The organism is Pacificitalea manganoxidans, from assembly GCF_002504165.1.
Lineage (GTDB): Bacteria > Pseudomonadota > Alphaproteobacteria > Rhodobacterales > Rhodobacteraceae > Pacificitalea > Pacificitalea manganoxidans.
Window position 1 is genome coordinate 2,599,214 of sequence record NZ_CP021404.1, and the last position, 13,887, is coordinate 2,613,100.

At 68.7% G+C, this 13,887-nt stretch carries 12 protein-coding genes, 1 other RNA gene and 1 riboswitch; of the genes, 11 read left to right on the plus strand and 2 right to left on the minus strand.

Annotated elements, in window-relative coordinates:
- Nucleotide 1 precedes the first annotated feature (1 nt).
- A complete protein-coding gene (locus CBW24_RS11765) occupies nucleotides 2-463 on the plus strand; it encodes a metallophosphoesterase family protein (RefSeq protein ID WP_097373701.1) in 462 nt (153 codons plus the stop codon).
- Between the two features lie 176 nt (nucleotides 464-639).
- Here the strand turns inward: CBW24_RS11765 and CBW24_RS18755 are convergent, their stop codons facing one another.
- The gene (locus tag CBW24_RS18755; RefSeq protein WP_157773214.1) at nucleotides 640-3,762 is read right to left on the minus strand and encodes a hypothetical protein; all 3,123 of its coding nucleotides are present in this window, start codon (nucleotides 3,760-3,762) and stop codon (nucleotides 640-642) included.
- Nucleotides 3,763-3,927: 165 nt separating this feature from the next.
- On the opposite strand from CBW24_RS18755, the gene CBW24_RS11775 reads away from it, so the two are divergent.
- On the plus strand, nucleotides 3,928-4,608 hold the full coding sequence (locus CBW24_RS11775; RefSeq protein WP_097373702.1) for a thiamine diphosphokinase: 681 nt from the start codon (nucleotides 3,928-3,930) through the stop codon (nucleotides 4,606-4,608).
- On the opposite strand, the gene CBW24_RS11780 is transcribed toward CBW24_RS11775, so the two are convergent.
- Nucleotides 4,541-5,506 (minus strand): DMT family transporter, encoded by a 966-nt coding sequence (locus tag CBW24_RS11780; protein ID WP_097373703.1) that lies wholly within the window; start codon nucleotides 5,504-5,506, stop codon nucleotides 4,541-4,543. The genes CBW24_RS11775 and CBW24_RS11780 overlap by 68 nt on opposite strands.
- 1,437 nt (nucleotides 5,507-6,943) lie before the next feature.
- On the opposite strand from CBW24_RS11780, the gene gatC reads away from it, so the two are divergent.
- The 9 genes from gatC to thiS all read left to right on the plus strand — a co-directional run bounded on the left by gatC (nucleotide 6,944) and on the right by thiS (nucleotide 13,887).
- A complete protein-coding gene (gatC, locus tag CBW24_RS11785) occupies nucleotides 6,944-7,231 on the plus strand; it encodes an Asp-tRNA(Asn)/Glu-tRNA(Gln) amidotransferase subunit GatC (protein ID WP_088664822.1) in 288 nt (95 codons plus the stop codon).
- A gap of 2 nt (nucleotides 7,232-7,233) precedes the next feature.
- The gene (gene gatA / locus CBW24_RS11790; protein ID WP_097373704.1) at nucleotides 7,234-8,730 is read left to right on the plus strand and encodes an Asp-tRNA(Asn)/Glu-tRNA(Gln) amidotransferase subunit GatA; all 1,497 of its coding nucleotides are present in this window, start codon (nucleotides 7,234-7,236) and stop codon (nucleotides 8,728-8,730) included.
- 53 nt (nucleotides 8,731-8,783) lie between these two features.
- Nucleotides 8,784-9,569 (plus strand): hypothetical protein, encoded by a 786-nt coding sequence (locus CBW24_RS11795; protein ID WP_232529767.1) that lies wholly within the window; start codon nucleotides 8,784-8,786, stop codon nucleotides 9,567-9,569.
- Between the two features lie 90 nt (nucleotides 9,570-9,659).
- On the plus strand, nucleotides 9,660-10,337 hold the full coding sequence (locus tag CBW24_RS11800; RefSeq protein WP_374708981.1) for an N-acetylmuramoyl-L-alanine amidase: 678 nt from the start codon (nucleotides 9,660-9,662) through the stop codon (nucleotides 10,335-10,337).
- A gap of 553 nt (nucleotides 10,338-10,890) precedes the next feature.
- Nucleotides 10,891-11,282, plus strand: an RNA gene (rnpB, locus tag CBW24_RS11805) — RNase P RNA component class A.
- Nucleotides 11,283-11,403: 121 nt separating this feature from the next.
- Nucleotides 11,404-11,571, plus strand: a complete 168-nt coding sequence (gene rpmG / locus CBW24_RS11810) for a 50S ribosomal protein L33 (protein ID WP_009572866.1) — start codon at nucleotides 11,404-11,406, stop codon at nucleotides 11,569-11,571.
- Between the two features lie 182 nt (nucleotides 11,572-11,753).
- Nucleotides 11,754-11,854, plus strand: a riboswitch (TPP riboswitch).
- A 64-nt stretch (nucleotides 11,855-11,918) separates the two neighbouring features.
- Entirely contained in the window at nucleotides 11,919-12,722 is an 804-nt protein-coding gene (gene thiD, locus CBW24_RS11815) for a bifunctional hydroxymethylpyrimidine kinase/phosphomethylpyrimidine kinase (RefSeq protein ID WP_097373706.1), read from the plus strand.
- Nucleotides 12,719-13,693, plus strand: coding sequence for a glycine oxidase ThiO (gene thiO / locus CBW24_RS11820; RefSeq protein WP_097373707.1), 975 nt, complete (start codon nucleotides 12,719-12,721; stop codon nucleotides 13,691-13,693). The genes thiD and thiO overlap by 4 nt, the downstream gene beginning before the upstream one ends.
- Entirely contained in the window at nucleotides 13,690-13,887 is a 198-nt protein-coding gene (gene thiS / locus CBW24_RS11825) for a sulfur carrier protein ThiS (RefSeq protein ID WP_097373708.1), read from the plus strand. Before thiO ends, thiS begins: the two co-directional genes overlap by 4 nt.

Sequence of the window (13,887 nt, forward strand, 5' to 3'; positions counted from 1 at the left end):
CATGATCGTCGGGGTCATCTCGGACACGCATGGGCTGCTGCGCCCTGAAGCCATCGCCGCGTTGCAGGGTGTCGACGCGATCCTGCATGGCGGCGATATCGGCCCGGAGCAGGTCCTGACCGATCTGGAGCGCATCGCGCCGGTCACGGCCATCCGCGGCAATGTCGATACTGCCCCGTGGTGCGCCGCCCTGCCGGAGACGCGGGTTCTGACGCTGGCGGGGGTGACGATCCACATGCTGCACGATCTGAAGACGCTGGGCGCCGACCCGGCGGCGGAGGGCTACGGCGTGGTCATCTCCGGCCATTCGCACAAACCCCTGATCGAGCGGCGGGACGGTGTGCTGTATCTCAACCCCGGAAGCGCGGGGCGGCGGCGGTTTCGGTTGCCAGTGACGCTGGCGCGGCTGAATCTGCGCGATGCGGCGCGGCCGCGCGCGGATCTGGTGACGCTCGACGTCTGAGCCACGGCGGGGAATTGGGGGTAACCGGGCCGGCGGGGGCCGGCCCATCACTCGTTACGAACCTCTGTGACCGGGGGCGTCGGCCTCAATCAGTTCGGCCCGCCAAGGCGGGAGATCACGGCACACGTCGCCCGCGCACGGGGGCTGCGGGGAGGCCGTCAAACAGGGCAGAAGGATCAGGCGCGGCGCTGTTCGGGCCGATACTGGCTGTCCTTCGCGATGGTGAATTTCCCGGCTTCGACCTTGCGGATGCGGCCCTGACGCAGAAGCTGCCCAAAGAGCCGCAGGCTTTCCTCGCGTTTCAGGTCTTCCTGTTCGGTCAGGTCGGTCACTTGTTTCATCAGTTGCGGATGGGTGAAATGCGGCGCGCCTTCGACGTAGGAGACATAGGCCGCGGCGCATTCCAGCAGATCCTTGAACCCTGCCGCGCCCATCCGTTCGGCGAATTGGCCGAAGGTTTCGGACGCCACGCGGCTGGTATCGGCGGCGGGAGACGGCGCTGCGGTTTCGGCATCGGGGCGGGCGTAGCTGATATCGCCGGGCGTGACGCGGCGCGGACGGACCACAACGCGCACCTTCTGCGAGGGGCGCGCAGCGCGGGCGTCATCGATGCGCTGCTGCGACACCAGCACCAGCGGCGGCTGCGGGCCACGGCGGCGGGCGGGATCGGCCTGCGGCGCCTGCCGGGGGCGGACCACCTTGGCCAGATCCTCGCGGTAGGGTTCGGCTTCTTTCGGGTCATCCTTGCGGCGGCGGTCGCGGCCTTCGGCACGGGCGGCGGCAACGGCGGCTTTCAGATGCGCGATGGCGGAGCGGCGGCGACGGTTTTCGGCGCCTTGCAGCTTTGTGTTGGTTTCCTCGATCAGACGCGCGACCCGCTCATCATCGGCGGGTTTATCCTCGATCAGTGAATTGCGGCGCGCGGCGTGGCGCTCTGCCTCGGCAGAAGGCGCCGCCGGTTGCGGTGCGGGATCAGCCGCTGTGTCGGGGTCGGGTTCGGGATCGGCCACGGCATCAGGCGCGGGTTCTGCGCGGTCCTCCTCGGCGTCGAGTTCGGCGGCAAGCGCGGTTTCAAAATCCGGCTCCGCGACGGGTTCGGCACTATCGTCGGAGGCCGTGGGCTCGGACGACAGATCGGGGGCTGTGGCACCGTCGGTTGCTTCGGGCTGCGGCGCTGCGTCCTTGGCCGGTGCCGGGGTTCCGGCAAGATCGGCCAGAACGGCGGCCATCAGATCGTCGGTGTCGTCTTCGTCAGTGGCCGTGTCCGTGTCGGTCTCGGGTTCGGCGGCGGCGGCGGTTGTGTCCGAGAGGGGATCGGGCAGGTCCAGCGCGCCCTCGTCCTCAAGCGCGGCGAGTTCGCGGGCCAGCTCGGCCTCCTCCTCCGCGCTGAGCGCGGCGGGGGTTTCGATGCCGGCGTCGGTGTCGGCCAAGTCTGCATCGGCGGCGGCCAGGTCTGCATCAGCTTCGGCATCGGCATCGGGCAGAATCGGGTCGGCATCGGCCAGCGCGGTGCGCAGGCGGTCCATCTCGTCGATATCAAACCCGGCAGCGGATGCCTCGGCGGTGTCCGGCGTATCGGTCACGTCCGCCGGGGCAAGCTCGCTCGCTGCGCCTTCGACGGCGGCAAGCGCGGCCATCGACGGATGGGCCATATCCTCTTCGCTGACCTTGATCAGACGCGCCTGCGCCCGGTCGCGGGTGCGCGAGGGGTCGCGATCCCACAGACCGTGACGCGGGTCGTGATCGGGCAGGTCCAGCGCACGGGGGGCGACGGCTACGGGGGCGTCGGCGTCCTCGGGCGCGGGGAGTGTTTCGGCGGAGACATCGATGACCGGGGTGGCTTCGTCGCTGGTCTCAGCGGCGGCGGTGTCGTCGGATTCGAGCGCGGCGGGGGCGTCTTCGGTCGCTTCGTCCGCGGCACTGTCGTCCTCGGCGGTCTCGGAGTCGGCGGCTTCAATTTCGGGCGCTTCGGCGGTGTCAGTTGCGGCATGTTCGGATGCGGTGGGCGCATCCTCGGCCCCGGCGCTGGTGGCGCTGCTGTCATCGGCGGCATCGGTCGGGGCGGTCGCAACTTCGTCGGGCGCGTCTTCTGGGGACACGTCGCGTTGCAGTGCGTCGTCGTCGAGAGCCTCCACCGCTTCGGCTTCGGCTTCGGCTTCGGCTTCGGCTTCGGCTTCGGCTTCGGCTTCGGCTTCGGCTTCGGCTTCGGCTTCGGCTTCGGCTTCGGCTTCGGCTTCGGCTTCGGCTTCGGCTTCGGCTTCGGCTTCGGCTTCGGCTTCGGCTTCGGCTTCGGCTTCGAAAGGGTCTGCCTCCGCGGCGGCAGGGGAAGAGGCAATGTCCTCGGCGGGCGCAATATCGGGGGCCGCGTCCGGGGTCGCGTCCGGGGTCGTGTTCGGCTCGGCGCTGTCCGCATCCTGCGGCGCGTCAGAGCTTTGTTCGGCAGAGAAAGGCACGGGCGATTCGGGCGTCGGCGCGCCGGTCGCATCGTCTTCGTCGTCCTGCCAGAGGATCGGGCCTGCGCCGCCTGCCGAAAGCTCCTCGATCACGTCGGGATCGGCGACAGGCTCCGCTGCGGCGGCCGCGGGCTGCAGGGCGTCTGCCGTGTCCGACAGGCGCTGCGTCGCGGTATCCACGGGATCGGCCTGCGAAACGGCATTCGCGCGCTCCGCGTCCCATGTGGCAGCGGGCGCGGGGGCGGCATCGTCAAGGTTGTCTTCCGCGTCGGGATCGACCTCGGCGGGCAGAAATGCCTGCGCGTTCGTCGCCTCCGAGATCACGGCGCCGGTGCGAGCCTGCGCCACGACGGCGCGGATGCGGGCGAGCTTGGCCGCGACGCTGTCCGCTTGCGGATCAGCGGCGGTGGGGGCCGGGGCCGGTTGCGCGGCGGGTTTGGCATCTGCCGTGCGGGGGGCAGCCGATTCGGCTGCGGCGGGCTGCGCCGTAGCAGAGGCGGGTTTGGCGGCGGCGGCGTTCGCAGGTGTATCGGCGGCCTGGTCTGCGGCAGCTGCGTTGGGCTCAGCTTTGGCAGGCTCAGCTTTAGCAGGCTCGGCTTCGGGGGCGGGCGCCGGATCGGCGCTTGGCCGCAGCGTAATGCCGGAATTGGTCAACCGGGCCTCGACCCGGCGATGCATCTCTTTCTCGACAATGCGTTGCAGCATTTCGGCGTCAGGCGTCGGAGGCTCCGCCCCAAAGAACCGGTCATCCGCAGCCAGATCGCGGAAATATTCGGCGATGGCCTTCATCGTGCCAAAGGAATCGTCGAACCCCTCAAGGGTGCACGAGAAGGTTCCGTAGGACACGGTCAGAATCTTGCTGGCTCCAACCATCGCTTCACTCGCTTTCCTGCTACACATTGAGACCCTGTTTACCACGCATTGGTTCCCGAAACGGAACAAGACTGAGTTTTCATCGGTATCATTTCACGGCAGGATTGTGACGACGGGCCTGTGCGGGCATGTAGGGGCATGAGCGATCCGATCCTGCGCAGCACCGCGCCTGTCACCTTGCTGGGCGGGGGCGAGGCCCCTTCCGACCTGCTGTCCGAGGCGCTGCGCCATGCGCCCGATCTGGTCTGTGCCGATGGCGGCGCGGACCGGGCGCTGGCTGCCGGGCTGATGCCGCAGGCGGTGATCGGCGACCTCGATTCGATATCGGCGCAGGCGCGGGTGGCGGTGCCGCCGGAGCGTTTGCACCCGATCCCCGAGCAAGACAGCACCGATTTCGACAAATGCCTGCGCCACATTGCGGCACCGCTGGTTTTGGGGGTCGGGTTTCTGGGCGGTCGCGTGGATCATGAACTGGCGGCGTTCAGCACGCTGGTGACGCGCTGCGACCGGCCTTGCGTATTGCTGGGCGCGCGGGATGTGATCTGCGTCGCGCCGCCCGACTGCACGCTGGCCGTGGCCGAGGGCACGCGGGTCTCTCTCTATCCGCTGGCGCGGGTGGCGGGGGTATCGCAGGGCCTGCGCTGGCCGATCGAGGGGCTGGATTTCGCGCCCGACCGCCGCATCGGCACGTCAAACATGGCCGCGGCCAGTGGCACCGTGCGGCTGCGCTTCGACGCGCCGGGGATGCTGCTTATCCTGCCGCGTCGGTGTTTGACGGTGATGATGACGGCCCTGCTGCATGCGCCGGGGTGGCGGTGATCCGGGCTTTCTGCGCCAGCGCGCGTTCGCGGAAAACGATATAGAGCCCCGACCCCATCACGATAGAAATCCCCACCAGCGCCAGCCCATCGGGAAACTCGCTGAAGAGGAACAGCCCGATCAGGGTGGCAATCGGGATTTCCAGATATTGCATCGGCGCCAGCGTGGCGGCGGGCGCAAAGCGCAGCGACCATGTCATGAACAGATGCGCCGCCGTGCCAGTGCAGCCCAGCGCGATCAGCAGCGGCCAATGCCCGGCGCGCGGGGGCTCCCACGCCAACAGCGGAATATCGCTGCCCTGCCCCGCCAGCAAGATCGCGCCACAGATCGGCAGGGCCATCAGCGCGCTGAGCGCCTGTAGCGGGATTGCGTCGACCTCGCGCGCGATGACGCGGGTGGTCAGCATGAAGCTGGCGAAAAACACCGCCACCGCAAGCGGCAGAAGCGCGGCCATGCCCACGGCGGCAAAGCTGGGCTGAATCACCAGAAGCGTGCCGAGGAACCCTATGAAGCACGCGATCAGCCGCCGGGGGCCGACTTCCTCATCCAGCAGGAGCCAGCCCAGCAGCAACAGCAGAAACGGCATGACAAAGGCGATGGCGATGGCATCGGCCAGCGGCAGGTAGGTCAGCGCCAGAAACATCGCGGTGATGCCGCCGATATGAAACAGCGTCCGCAGCAGCGTGAAGCCCAGAACCCGGCGGGAGACCCGCATCCCCGCCGCCCCGCGTGTGGCCAGCACCAAGGGCGTCATCAGCACCGCCTGAAACCCGAAGCGGATCAGCACCAGCTCCCCCACCGGTAGCTGCGCGCCAAGGATCTTGGCCAGCGCATCGCCCAGCGGCGCAAGCAGGCAGAACATCAGCATCATCAGGATGCCGAGCATCGGACGGTCCATATGCGGCTCCGGGGGTTGCTGCGCACCCTGAGTGGTGCGGTGGCCCGGACGGTGGCAGCGAACGCCGACCGGGGCAAGATGGGGCGGCGGTTTGGAGCGGGATTGTCGCGCATCGGTCGCTTGCCTGAGGTGGGGTGCTGCGGGAGGCGTGCGGCAGTGTTTTGTCGCGACAGAGGCTCTCCGCTCCGGGGGCAGGACGGGGTGGCGAGACGGTTGCACACAGCGCACCGCGAGCCTGCCCGTGGGATGGCGCTGCGGCGGACGGGCGGGTGTGCTTTATGGTGACAGGCTCCTCCCCGCTCCGAGGTTAGCGCGAGGTGGCAAAGCCTCAGCCCGCAGGGACGGGCAGGCGCTCGCCCGCGCGGCTTCGCCTTGTTCGCGGGCGGTGGCGTGCGGTTCTGAGGGACGCGTGCCATGCTTCGTTTACTTGAGACGGAAGCCTGCCCGTGGGATGGAGCTGCGACGATTAAACGGTGCGCTTTATGCCAGCCAAATACCTCCCCGCTGTGAGGTTAGCGCGCGAGCGGTGGCGTGCGATTCTGATTAACGCGCACCATGCTTCGTTTACTTGAGGCGGAAGCCTGCCCGTGGGGTGGCGCTGGGACGGTAGGGCGGGTGTGCTTTATGCCAGCCAAATACCTCCCCGCTCCGAGGTCAGCGTGAGAAGGCAAAGCGCCAGCCCGGTGGGACGGGCAGGCGCTCGCCCGCGCGCTTCGCTTGTTCGCGGGCGGTGGCGTGCGGTTCTGAGGGACGCGTGCCATGCTTCGTTTACTTGAGACGGAAGCCTGCCCGTGGGGTGGCGCTAGGACGGTAGGGCGGGTGTGCTTTATGCCAGCCAAATACCTCTCCGCTGTGATGTCAGCGCGAGATGGCAAAGCGCCAGCCCGCGAGGACGGGCAGGCGCTCGCCCGCGCGGCTTCGCCTTGTTCGCGGGCGGTTGCGTGCAGTTCTGAGGGACGCGCGCCATGCTTCGTTCACTTGAGGCGGAAGCCTGCCCGTGGGGTGGCGCTAGGACGGTAGGGCGGGTGTGCTTTATGCCAGCCAAATACCTCCCCGCTCCGAGGTCAGCGTGAGAAGGCAAAGCGCCAGCCCGGCGGGACGGGCAGGCGCTCGCCCGCGCGCTTCGCCTTGTTCGCGGGCGGTGGCGTGCGGTTCTGAGGGCGGGGGCAGCCGGTTCCAGTGGTTTGTGCCTGTCGTCGGAGGGTCGCTCTCAGTGCCTGCCTTGCGCCACGCGGGACGAATAGAGCGCTTTATGGCACTGGCCTCTCCCCGCGCCGAAGTCAGCGTCAGGCGGTAAGGCGGCCCCCTGCCCGCGCGCGTGGCTTGGGCGCGCGCGGTGGCGGCGCGGGATACATGGCCGCAGGCGCCCCTGCCCCTTCCATCGCGCGGGGAAACGCATTAGACGGTGCCCCGACCAATCGAGAGGCTTATCCCACCATGTCCATCGATACAGAAACCGCACGCCGCGTGGCGAAACTTGCCCGGATTGCGGTGCCTGAAGAGAACCTCCCCGCGCTGGCGGAGGAGTTCAACGCGATCCTCGGCTTCATCGAACAGCTGGGCGAGGTCGATGTCGACGGCGTCGAGCCGATGACCTCGGTCACGCCGATGCGGCTGAAACGGCGCGAGGATGTCGTCACCGACGGCAACCAGCCCGAAAAGGTGCTGGCCAATGCGCCCGATGCCCGCGAGGGCTTCTTCGCGGTTCCCAAGGTGGTGGAGTGAGCATGTCCGACCTGACGAAACTGACCATTGCCGAAGCCCGTGACGCGCTGCGCCGGGGCGAAACGACATCCGTTGCGCTGACCGAGGCCTGTCTGGCCGAGATCGACGCCGCCGATGCGCTGGGCGCGTTCGTGCACAAGACGCCCGACATCGCGCTGGACCAAGCCCGTGCCGCCGATGCCCGCATCAGCGAAGGCGGGGCCACCGCCCTGCCCGACATGTGCGGCATCCCACTGGGCATCAAGGATCTGTTCTGCACGCAAGGCGTGGAGTCGCAGGCCGCGTCGGCGATCCTGTCCGGCTTCCGCCCGGAATACGAATCCACCGTCACACGCCAGCTGTTCGACGCGGGCGCGGTGATGCTGGGCAAGCTCAACATGGACGAGTTCGCGATGGGCTCGTCGAACGAGACCTCGACCTATGGCAACGCGGTCAACCCGTGGCGCCGCGAAGGCGATGACACGGCGCTGACGCCGGGTGGCTCGTCCGGCGGGTCGTCGGCGGCTGTCGCGGCGGATCTGTGCCTTGCGGCGACCGGCACCGATACCGGCGGCTCCATCCGCCAGCCTGCGGCCTTCACCGGCATCACCGGGCTGAAGCCCACCTATGGCCGGGTCAGCCGCTGGGGCATCATCGCCTATGCCTCCTCGCTCGATCAGGCCGGGCCGATGACCAAGACGGTGCGCGACGCGGCGATCATGCTGGGCGCGATGGCCGGGCATGACCCGAAGGATTCGACCTCCGCCGATCTGGCCGTGCCGGATTTCGAAGCCGCACTGACCGGCGACATTCGCGGCAAGACCATCGGCATTCCGCGCGAATACCGCATGGACGGCATGTCCGACGAGATCGACGCGCTGTGGCGCGAGGGCACCGAGATGCTGCGCGACGCGGGCGCGACGATCACCGACATTTCGCTGCCGCATACGAAATACGCGCTGCCGGCCTATTATGTCATCGCGCCCGCCGAGGCGTCCTCGAACCTTGCGCGTTATGACGGCGTGCGGTTCGGCCACCGGGCAAAGCTGGGTCAGGGCGACGGCATCACCGAGATGTATGAAAAGACCCGCGCCGAAGGTTTCGGCCACGAGGTACAGCGCCGGATCATGGTCGGCACCTATGTGCTGTCCGCCGGGTTCTACGACGCCTACTACAACCGCGCGCGCAAGGTCCGCACGCTGATCAAGCGCGACTTCGAGCAGGTCTTCGAGCAGGGTGTCGACGCGATCCTGACCCCGGCCACGCCCACCGCCGCCTTTGGTCTGGGCGAGATGACCGAGGCCGATCCGGTGGCGATGTATCTCAACGACGTGTTCACCGTGACGCTGAACCTTGCCGGTCTGCCGGGTGTCTCGGTGCCGACCGGGCTTGACCGCAGTGGTCTGCCGCTGGGGCTGCAACTGATCGGGCGCCCGTGGGAAGAGGCCGATCTGCTGAACACCGCCCATGCGCTTGAAACCGCGGCGGGCTTCGTTTCCAAGCCGACGCGCTGGTGGTAACCTGCGCGTCACCCGACCGTTTTATGTGATCCGCGATACCTGAGGATACGCTCATGTCCCTGCCCTATTCCCTGCCGGTCCGCATGTCCGGGGCCACCCGTCCCGACACCGCCGCCGGGCGTGCCTCATTTGCCCGTCTGGGTCTGGGCGCGTTGGCCCTGACGCTGGTTGCGGCCTGTCAGCCGGAAGTGCCCGACAGCGCCGCGGGTGTGGGTTTTGGTGATTACACCACCTATCGCGAGGCCCGTGATGCGGAGTTGCGCACCAGTGATGCGGTTCTGCCGCCCGAGGCCACCGGCGCGCCCGCCGTGCGCAACGGCGCCATCGTCAGCGCGCCGCTTTCGGCCCCCGGCACCAGCGCCGCAGCCGTACTGCCCGCCCCGGCCGGTGTCGCCGATCAGGGTGTGACCGTCGCCGTGACCCCGCCGCGCGTGGCAGGCAGCAGCGATGCCGCCATTTCCGATGAGCAGAGCTTTCAGGCGGTGAGCGCGCGCGAAAGCATCGAATCGGATGCGGAGCGGCTGGAACGTCAGCGCGCCGCCTATGTGCAGGTCGAAGCCACGCCCGTGCCGCAGCGCACCGGCGATGCGGGGCCGAATATCGTGGCCTATGCGCTGTCGACGACTAATGCAAAAGGCCAGCCGGTCTATTCCCGCGGTCTGTTCACCAGCGACAGCCGCGCGGCGCGCAACTGTGCGCAATATCCCTCGCCCGATCTGGCGCAGATCGCTTTCCTGAAGGCGGGCGGCCCGCAGAAGGACCGCATGTCGCTCGATCCCGATGGGGATGGCTATGCCTGCGGCTGGGATCCTGCTCCGTTTCGCGCGGTGCGCGGCTGAGCCGAACAGGCCGTGACAGTGCCCGCAGGATCGCCCTCTGACGTCGCGCTGACGCCGTCTGCGTCGGCGGCGGGTTCCGGGGCGCTGCGCCTGCGCGACTGCCCTTCCCCCAATCATGGGCCAAGACGGGGCGGCGCGCGGCCCGACATGGTGGTGCTACATTTCACCGCGATGGCCGATCCCGATGCGTCGCGCGCGTGGCTATGCGCCCCCGAGGCCGAGGTGTCGGCGCATTATCAGATCGACCCCGATGGCACGGTCTGGCGACTGGTGCCCGAAGCGCTGCGTGCGTGGCATGCGGGCGCGGGCGCTTGGGGCCCTGTGGGAGACGTGAATTCTCGTTCGATCGGGATCGAGTTGGCCAATACCGGGCGCACGCCCTTTGCCGCGCCTCAGATCGACGCGCTGGAAGCGCTGCTGCCCGGCATCATGGCGCGCTGGCAGATCCCGCCCGAGCGGGTCATCGGACATTCGGACATGGCGCTGCGCCGCAAGGTCGATCCCGGTCGCCGGTTTGACTGGCGGCGGCTGGCGCGGGGCGGCATGGCGATATGGCCTGAGGCGCACGCCCCGGCGGACCCCGCGCAGTTCGCCGCCGCCGCCGCCCGCATTGGCTATGTCCTAGGCGACGGATTGCAGCCCGCCGATGTGCTAGAGGCCTTTCGCCACAGGTTCCGCCCTTGGGTGGCCCCCGACGCGCCGCTGGACGCCATCGACGCGGGGCTGGCGGCAGAGATCGCCGAGCGATGGCCAGTGGCTGAGCGGTGACACGCGGGGCGTTTAGCCCGCGAGGGTGGTCTGCCCGTGGGGTGGCGCTGTGGCGGCTGGGCGGTGCGCTTTATGCTGACACATCCCTCCCCGCTCCGAGGTCAGCGTGAGGTGGCCAAGCGCCAGCCTGTCGGGGCGGGCAGGCGCTCGCTCTCGCGGCTTCGCCTTGTTCGCGGGCGGGGGTGTTGGGTTCAGAGGTAGCTCGGCGCCAAGGTGGCCGGGCGCGACGGGAGCCTGCCCGTGGGGTGGCGCTGCAGCGACTGAACGGCGCGCTTTATCCTAGCCAAGTCCCTCCCCGCCCAGAGGTTAGCGCGGGGTGACAAAGCGCCAGCCCGCAGGGACGGGCAGGCGCTCGCTCTCGCGCCCTGCGGGCTTGTTCGAGAGCGGGTGCGCTTTGGTTGGAGGTAGCTGGGCGCCAAGGTGGCCGGACGCGACGGGAGCCTGCGCGGGGGCCGGCACCACCGCAGGAGGAATGCGCGATAGTGCAGCCGCGCTGCCGCTTTGACCGCTTCCGCTTGACCGCTGTCGCCCCCCGCCCTACACCCCGGCTCGCGCGGAGGGCCGGATGGCCGCGTGGGCCCTGCAAGGGGAACTGCGAGGAAAGTCCGGACTCCATGAAGCAACGGTGCCGGGTAACGCCCGGGCGGGGCAACCCGACGGAGAGCGCCACAGAGATGAGACCGCCCGGCCTTGGCCGGGTAAGGGTGAAACGGTGGGGTAAGAGCCCACCGCGGGGGCGGCAACGTCACCGGCATGGCAAGCCCCACCGGGAGCAACGCCGAATAGGAACCTCGCGGGGGCAACCCCAGGCCTGCTTCGGCCCTGAGGTTCGGGTAGGCGGCTAGAGCCGTCGGGCAACCGGCGGCGCAGACGAATGGTCATCCTTGGGCCGTGCTTTCGGGCGCGCGCCCTCGACAAAATCCGGCTTACAGGCTCTCCGCGCAAATCGGCCTGCGAAACCTGACAAATCCGATGCGTATGGTGTTGACTCGGATCGAGATCCGTTTAGAAGGCGGGCTTCAAGCTTTCACGGGCGGCCCGACTGCCCCGTTGCAGGAGATACCCAATGGCGAAGCCGACGACGATCAAGATCCGTCTGAACTCGACCGCTGACACGGGCCACTTCTACGTCACCAAGAAGAACGCCCGGACCATGACCGAAAAAATGGTCGTCAAGAAATACGACCCGGTCGCGCGTAAGCACGTCGAATACAAGGAAGGCAAGATCAAGTGATCTAGCCTGATCCGCAAGGATTGAGAAACGGCCGTGCCCTTGGGCGCGGCCGTTTTCGTTTGGGCCGCGCTGTCGCGAGTGGTGCCACGCAGCCTGGCCCCCAGCCTGCCCGCCTGCCGTCCCGCGTCCTCCGCCCCCGCCGTAACAGCGATTGACCGCAGGTCACGCAGTTGATACCTGCCGCATATCCGTTGGGGTGCCCGCAAGGGCTGAGAGGCTGCAAAGCCGACCCATCGAACCTGATCCGGGCAATGCCGGCGTAGGGAACGGAGATCGACCTTGGCGCGCCATCCCTAAGGCTGTGCCCTCCGCTTCCCGACGCTGGCACCCCGCAACCGGAGTGCACCATGGGGAAGATCGGCAAGCTTCTGATCATCGCAGGCTCGGATAGCGGCGGCGGCGCCGGTATTCAGGCCGACATCAAATCCGCCTCGGCGCGCGGCGTCTATGCGGCGACGGCCATCACGGCGATCACCGCGCAGAATACCGTGGGCGTGCAGGCGGTGCATCCGCTCGACCCGGCGCTGGTTGCGGCGCAGATCGGATCGGTGCTGGACGACATCGCCATCGATGCGGTGAAAATCGGGATGCTCGGCACCGCGCCGCTGGTCGTGGCCGTGGCCGACGCGCTGGCGCGATTCGACGGGCCGCTGGTGCTGGACCCGGTGATGGTTGCGAAATCCGGCGATGTGCTGCTGGAGCGCGAGGCGATCCGCGCGTTGAGCGACCATTTGCTGCCCCGCGCGACGCTGTTGACGCCGAACCTGCCGGAAGCGGCGCAGATTCTCGATGAGCCGGACGCCACCAGCGCCGAGGCCGTGCTGGCACAAGGCCGCGCGCTGCTGGCGCTGGGACCACGCGCGGTACTGATGAAGGGCGGGCATGGCCGGGGGGAGATCTGCCGCGACCTGCTGCTGACCGGCGATACGGTGCAGGAATTCACCGCTCCGCGCCGCGCCACCCGCAACACCCACGGCACCGGCTGTTCCTACGCCGCCGCCATCGCCGCCGAATTGGCGCAGGGCCGCGCGCTGCCCGACGCCGTGGCATTGGCGCATGGTTGGCTGCAAGGCGCGATCGCCGCGGCCGATACGCTAGAGGTCGGTCGCGGCCATGGCCCGGTGCATCATTTTCACGAGCTTTGGGCATGAGCGTCGCGGTCACGATCCTTGGGGCCGGTGTCGCGGGGCTAAGTGCCGCGTGGGAGATGACCCGCCGCGGCGCGGAGGTCACGCTGATCGATCCCGCGCAGGCAGACGCCCCCGGTCCCGCCGCCTGTTCTTGGTGGGCGGGCGGGATGCTGGCCCCCTATTGCGAAAGCGAAACGGCGGAGGAGCCTGTCACCCGGCTGGGTCAGGAAGCCGCCGATTGGTGGCAGGCGGCGGGCGCGGAGGTCACGCGGCGCGGCTCTCTCGTCGTGGCGCCGGGGCGGGACCGCAGCGAACTGGACCGCTTTGCCCGCCGCACCAACGCGCATGACTGGCAGGATGCGCAGGGGCTGGAGGAACTGGAGCCCGATCTCGGCGGACGGTTTGCCCGCGCGCTGCATTTCCCGACCGAGGCGCATCTGGCCCCGCGACAGGCGCTTGCCGCGCTGCGCGCCGGGCTGACGGCCAAGGGCGTTCCGGTTCAGGCCGAAGCGCCGACGCGCGGCACGCTGGTCGATTGTCGGGGCCTTGCCGCGCGCGATCTGTTGCCCGATCTGCGCGGCGTGCGGGGTGAAATGGCCGTGCTGCGCGCGCCGGAGGTGCGGTTGAGCCGCCCGGTGCGGCTGCTGCATCCACGCCACCCGCTGTATATCGTGCCACGCGGGGATGGCATCTACATGCTGGGTGCGACGCAGATCGAAAGCGACCGGCGCGGCCCGGCCACCCTGCGTTCGGTCGTGGAACTGCTGAACGCGGCCTACACGCTGCACCCTGCCTTTGCGGAGGCGGAGGTGCTGGAACTGGGCGCCGATGCGCGCCCCGCATTCCCCGACAATCTGCCCCGGATCACACGCGATGCCGGGCGCATCCATGTCAACGGCCTGTTCCGGCATGGGTTTTTGCTGGCTCCCGCGATGGCTCGGATGCTGGCGGAGATGCTGCTGGACGGCGCTGAACCGGAGGTTCTGAAATGAAGATCCACGTCAATGGCACCGCGCGGGAGGTCAGCGCCACGACGCTCGACGCCGCTTTGGTGGAACTCGGCTATGGCGAGGCGCGCGTCGCGACCGCGCTGAACGAGGCTTTTGTCCCGGCCACCGCCCGCGGGGCGCAACCGCTGGAGCCTGGCGACCGGCTGGAGATCCTCGCACCAAGGCAAGGGGGCTGA

Bases quoted from the DNA above. Each gene is read 5' to 3' on its own strand.
- CBW24_RS11765 (WP_097373701.1), top strand. From the start codon at position 2: ATGATCGTCGGGGTCATCTCGGACACGCATGGGCTGCTGCGCCCTGAA.
- CBW24_RS11775 (WP_097373702.1), top strand. From the start codon at position 3,928: ATGAGCGATCCGATCCTGCGCAGCACCGCGCCTGTCACCTTGCTGGGC.
- CBW24_RS11780 (WP_097373703.1), bottom strand. From the start codon at position 5,506: ATGGACCGTCCGATGCTCGGCATCCTGATGATGCTGATGTTCTGCCTG.
- gatC (WP_088664822.1), top strand. From the start codon at position 6,944: ATGTCCATCGATACAGAAACCGCACGCCGCGTGGCGAAACTTGCCCGG.
- gatA (WP_097373704.1), top strand. From the start codon at position 7,234: ATGTCCGACCTGACGAAACTGACCATTGCCGAAGCCCGTGACGCGCTG.
- CBW24_RS11795 (WP_232529767.1), top strand. From the start codon at position 8,784: ATGTCCCTGCCCTATTCCCTGCCGGTCCGCATGTCCGGGGCCACCCGT.
- rpmG (WP_009572866.1), top strand. From the start codon at position 11,404: ATGGCGAAGCCGACGACGATCAAGATCCGTCTGAACTCGACCGCTGAC.
- thiD (WP_097373706.1), top strand. From the start codon at position 11,919: ATGGGGAAGATCGGCAAGCTTCTGATCATCGCAGGCTCGGATAGCGGC.
- thiO (WP_097373707.1), top strand. From the start codon at position 12,719: ATGAGCGTCGCGGTCACGATCCTTGGGGCCGGTGTCGCGGGGCTAAGT.
- thiS (WP_097373708.1), top strand. From the start codon at position 13,690: ATGAAGATCCACGTCAATGGCACCGCGCGGGAGGTCAGCGCCACGACG.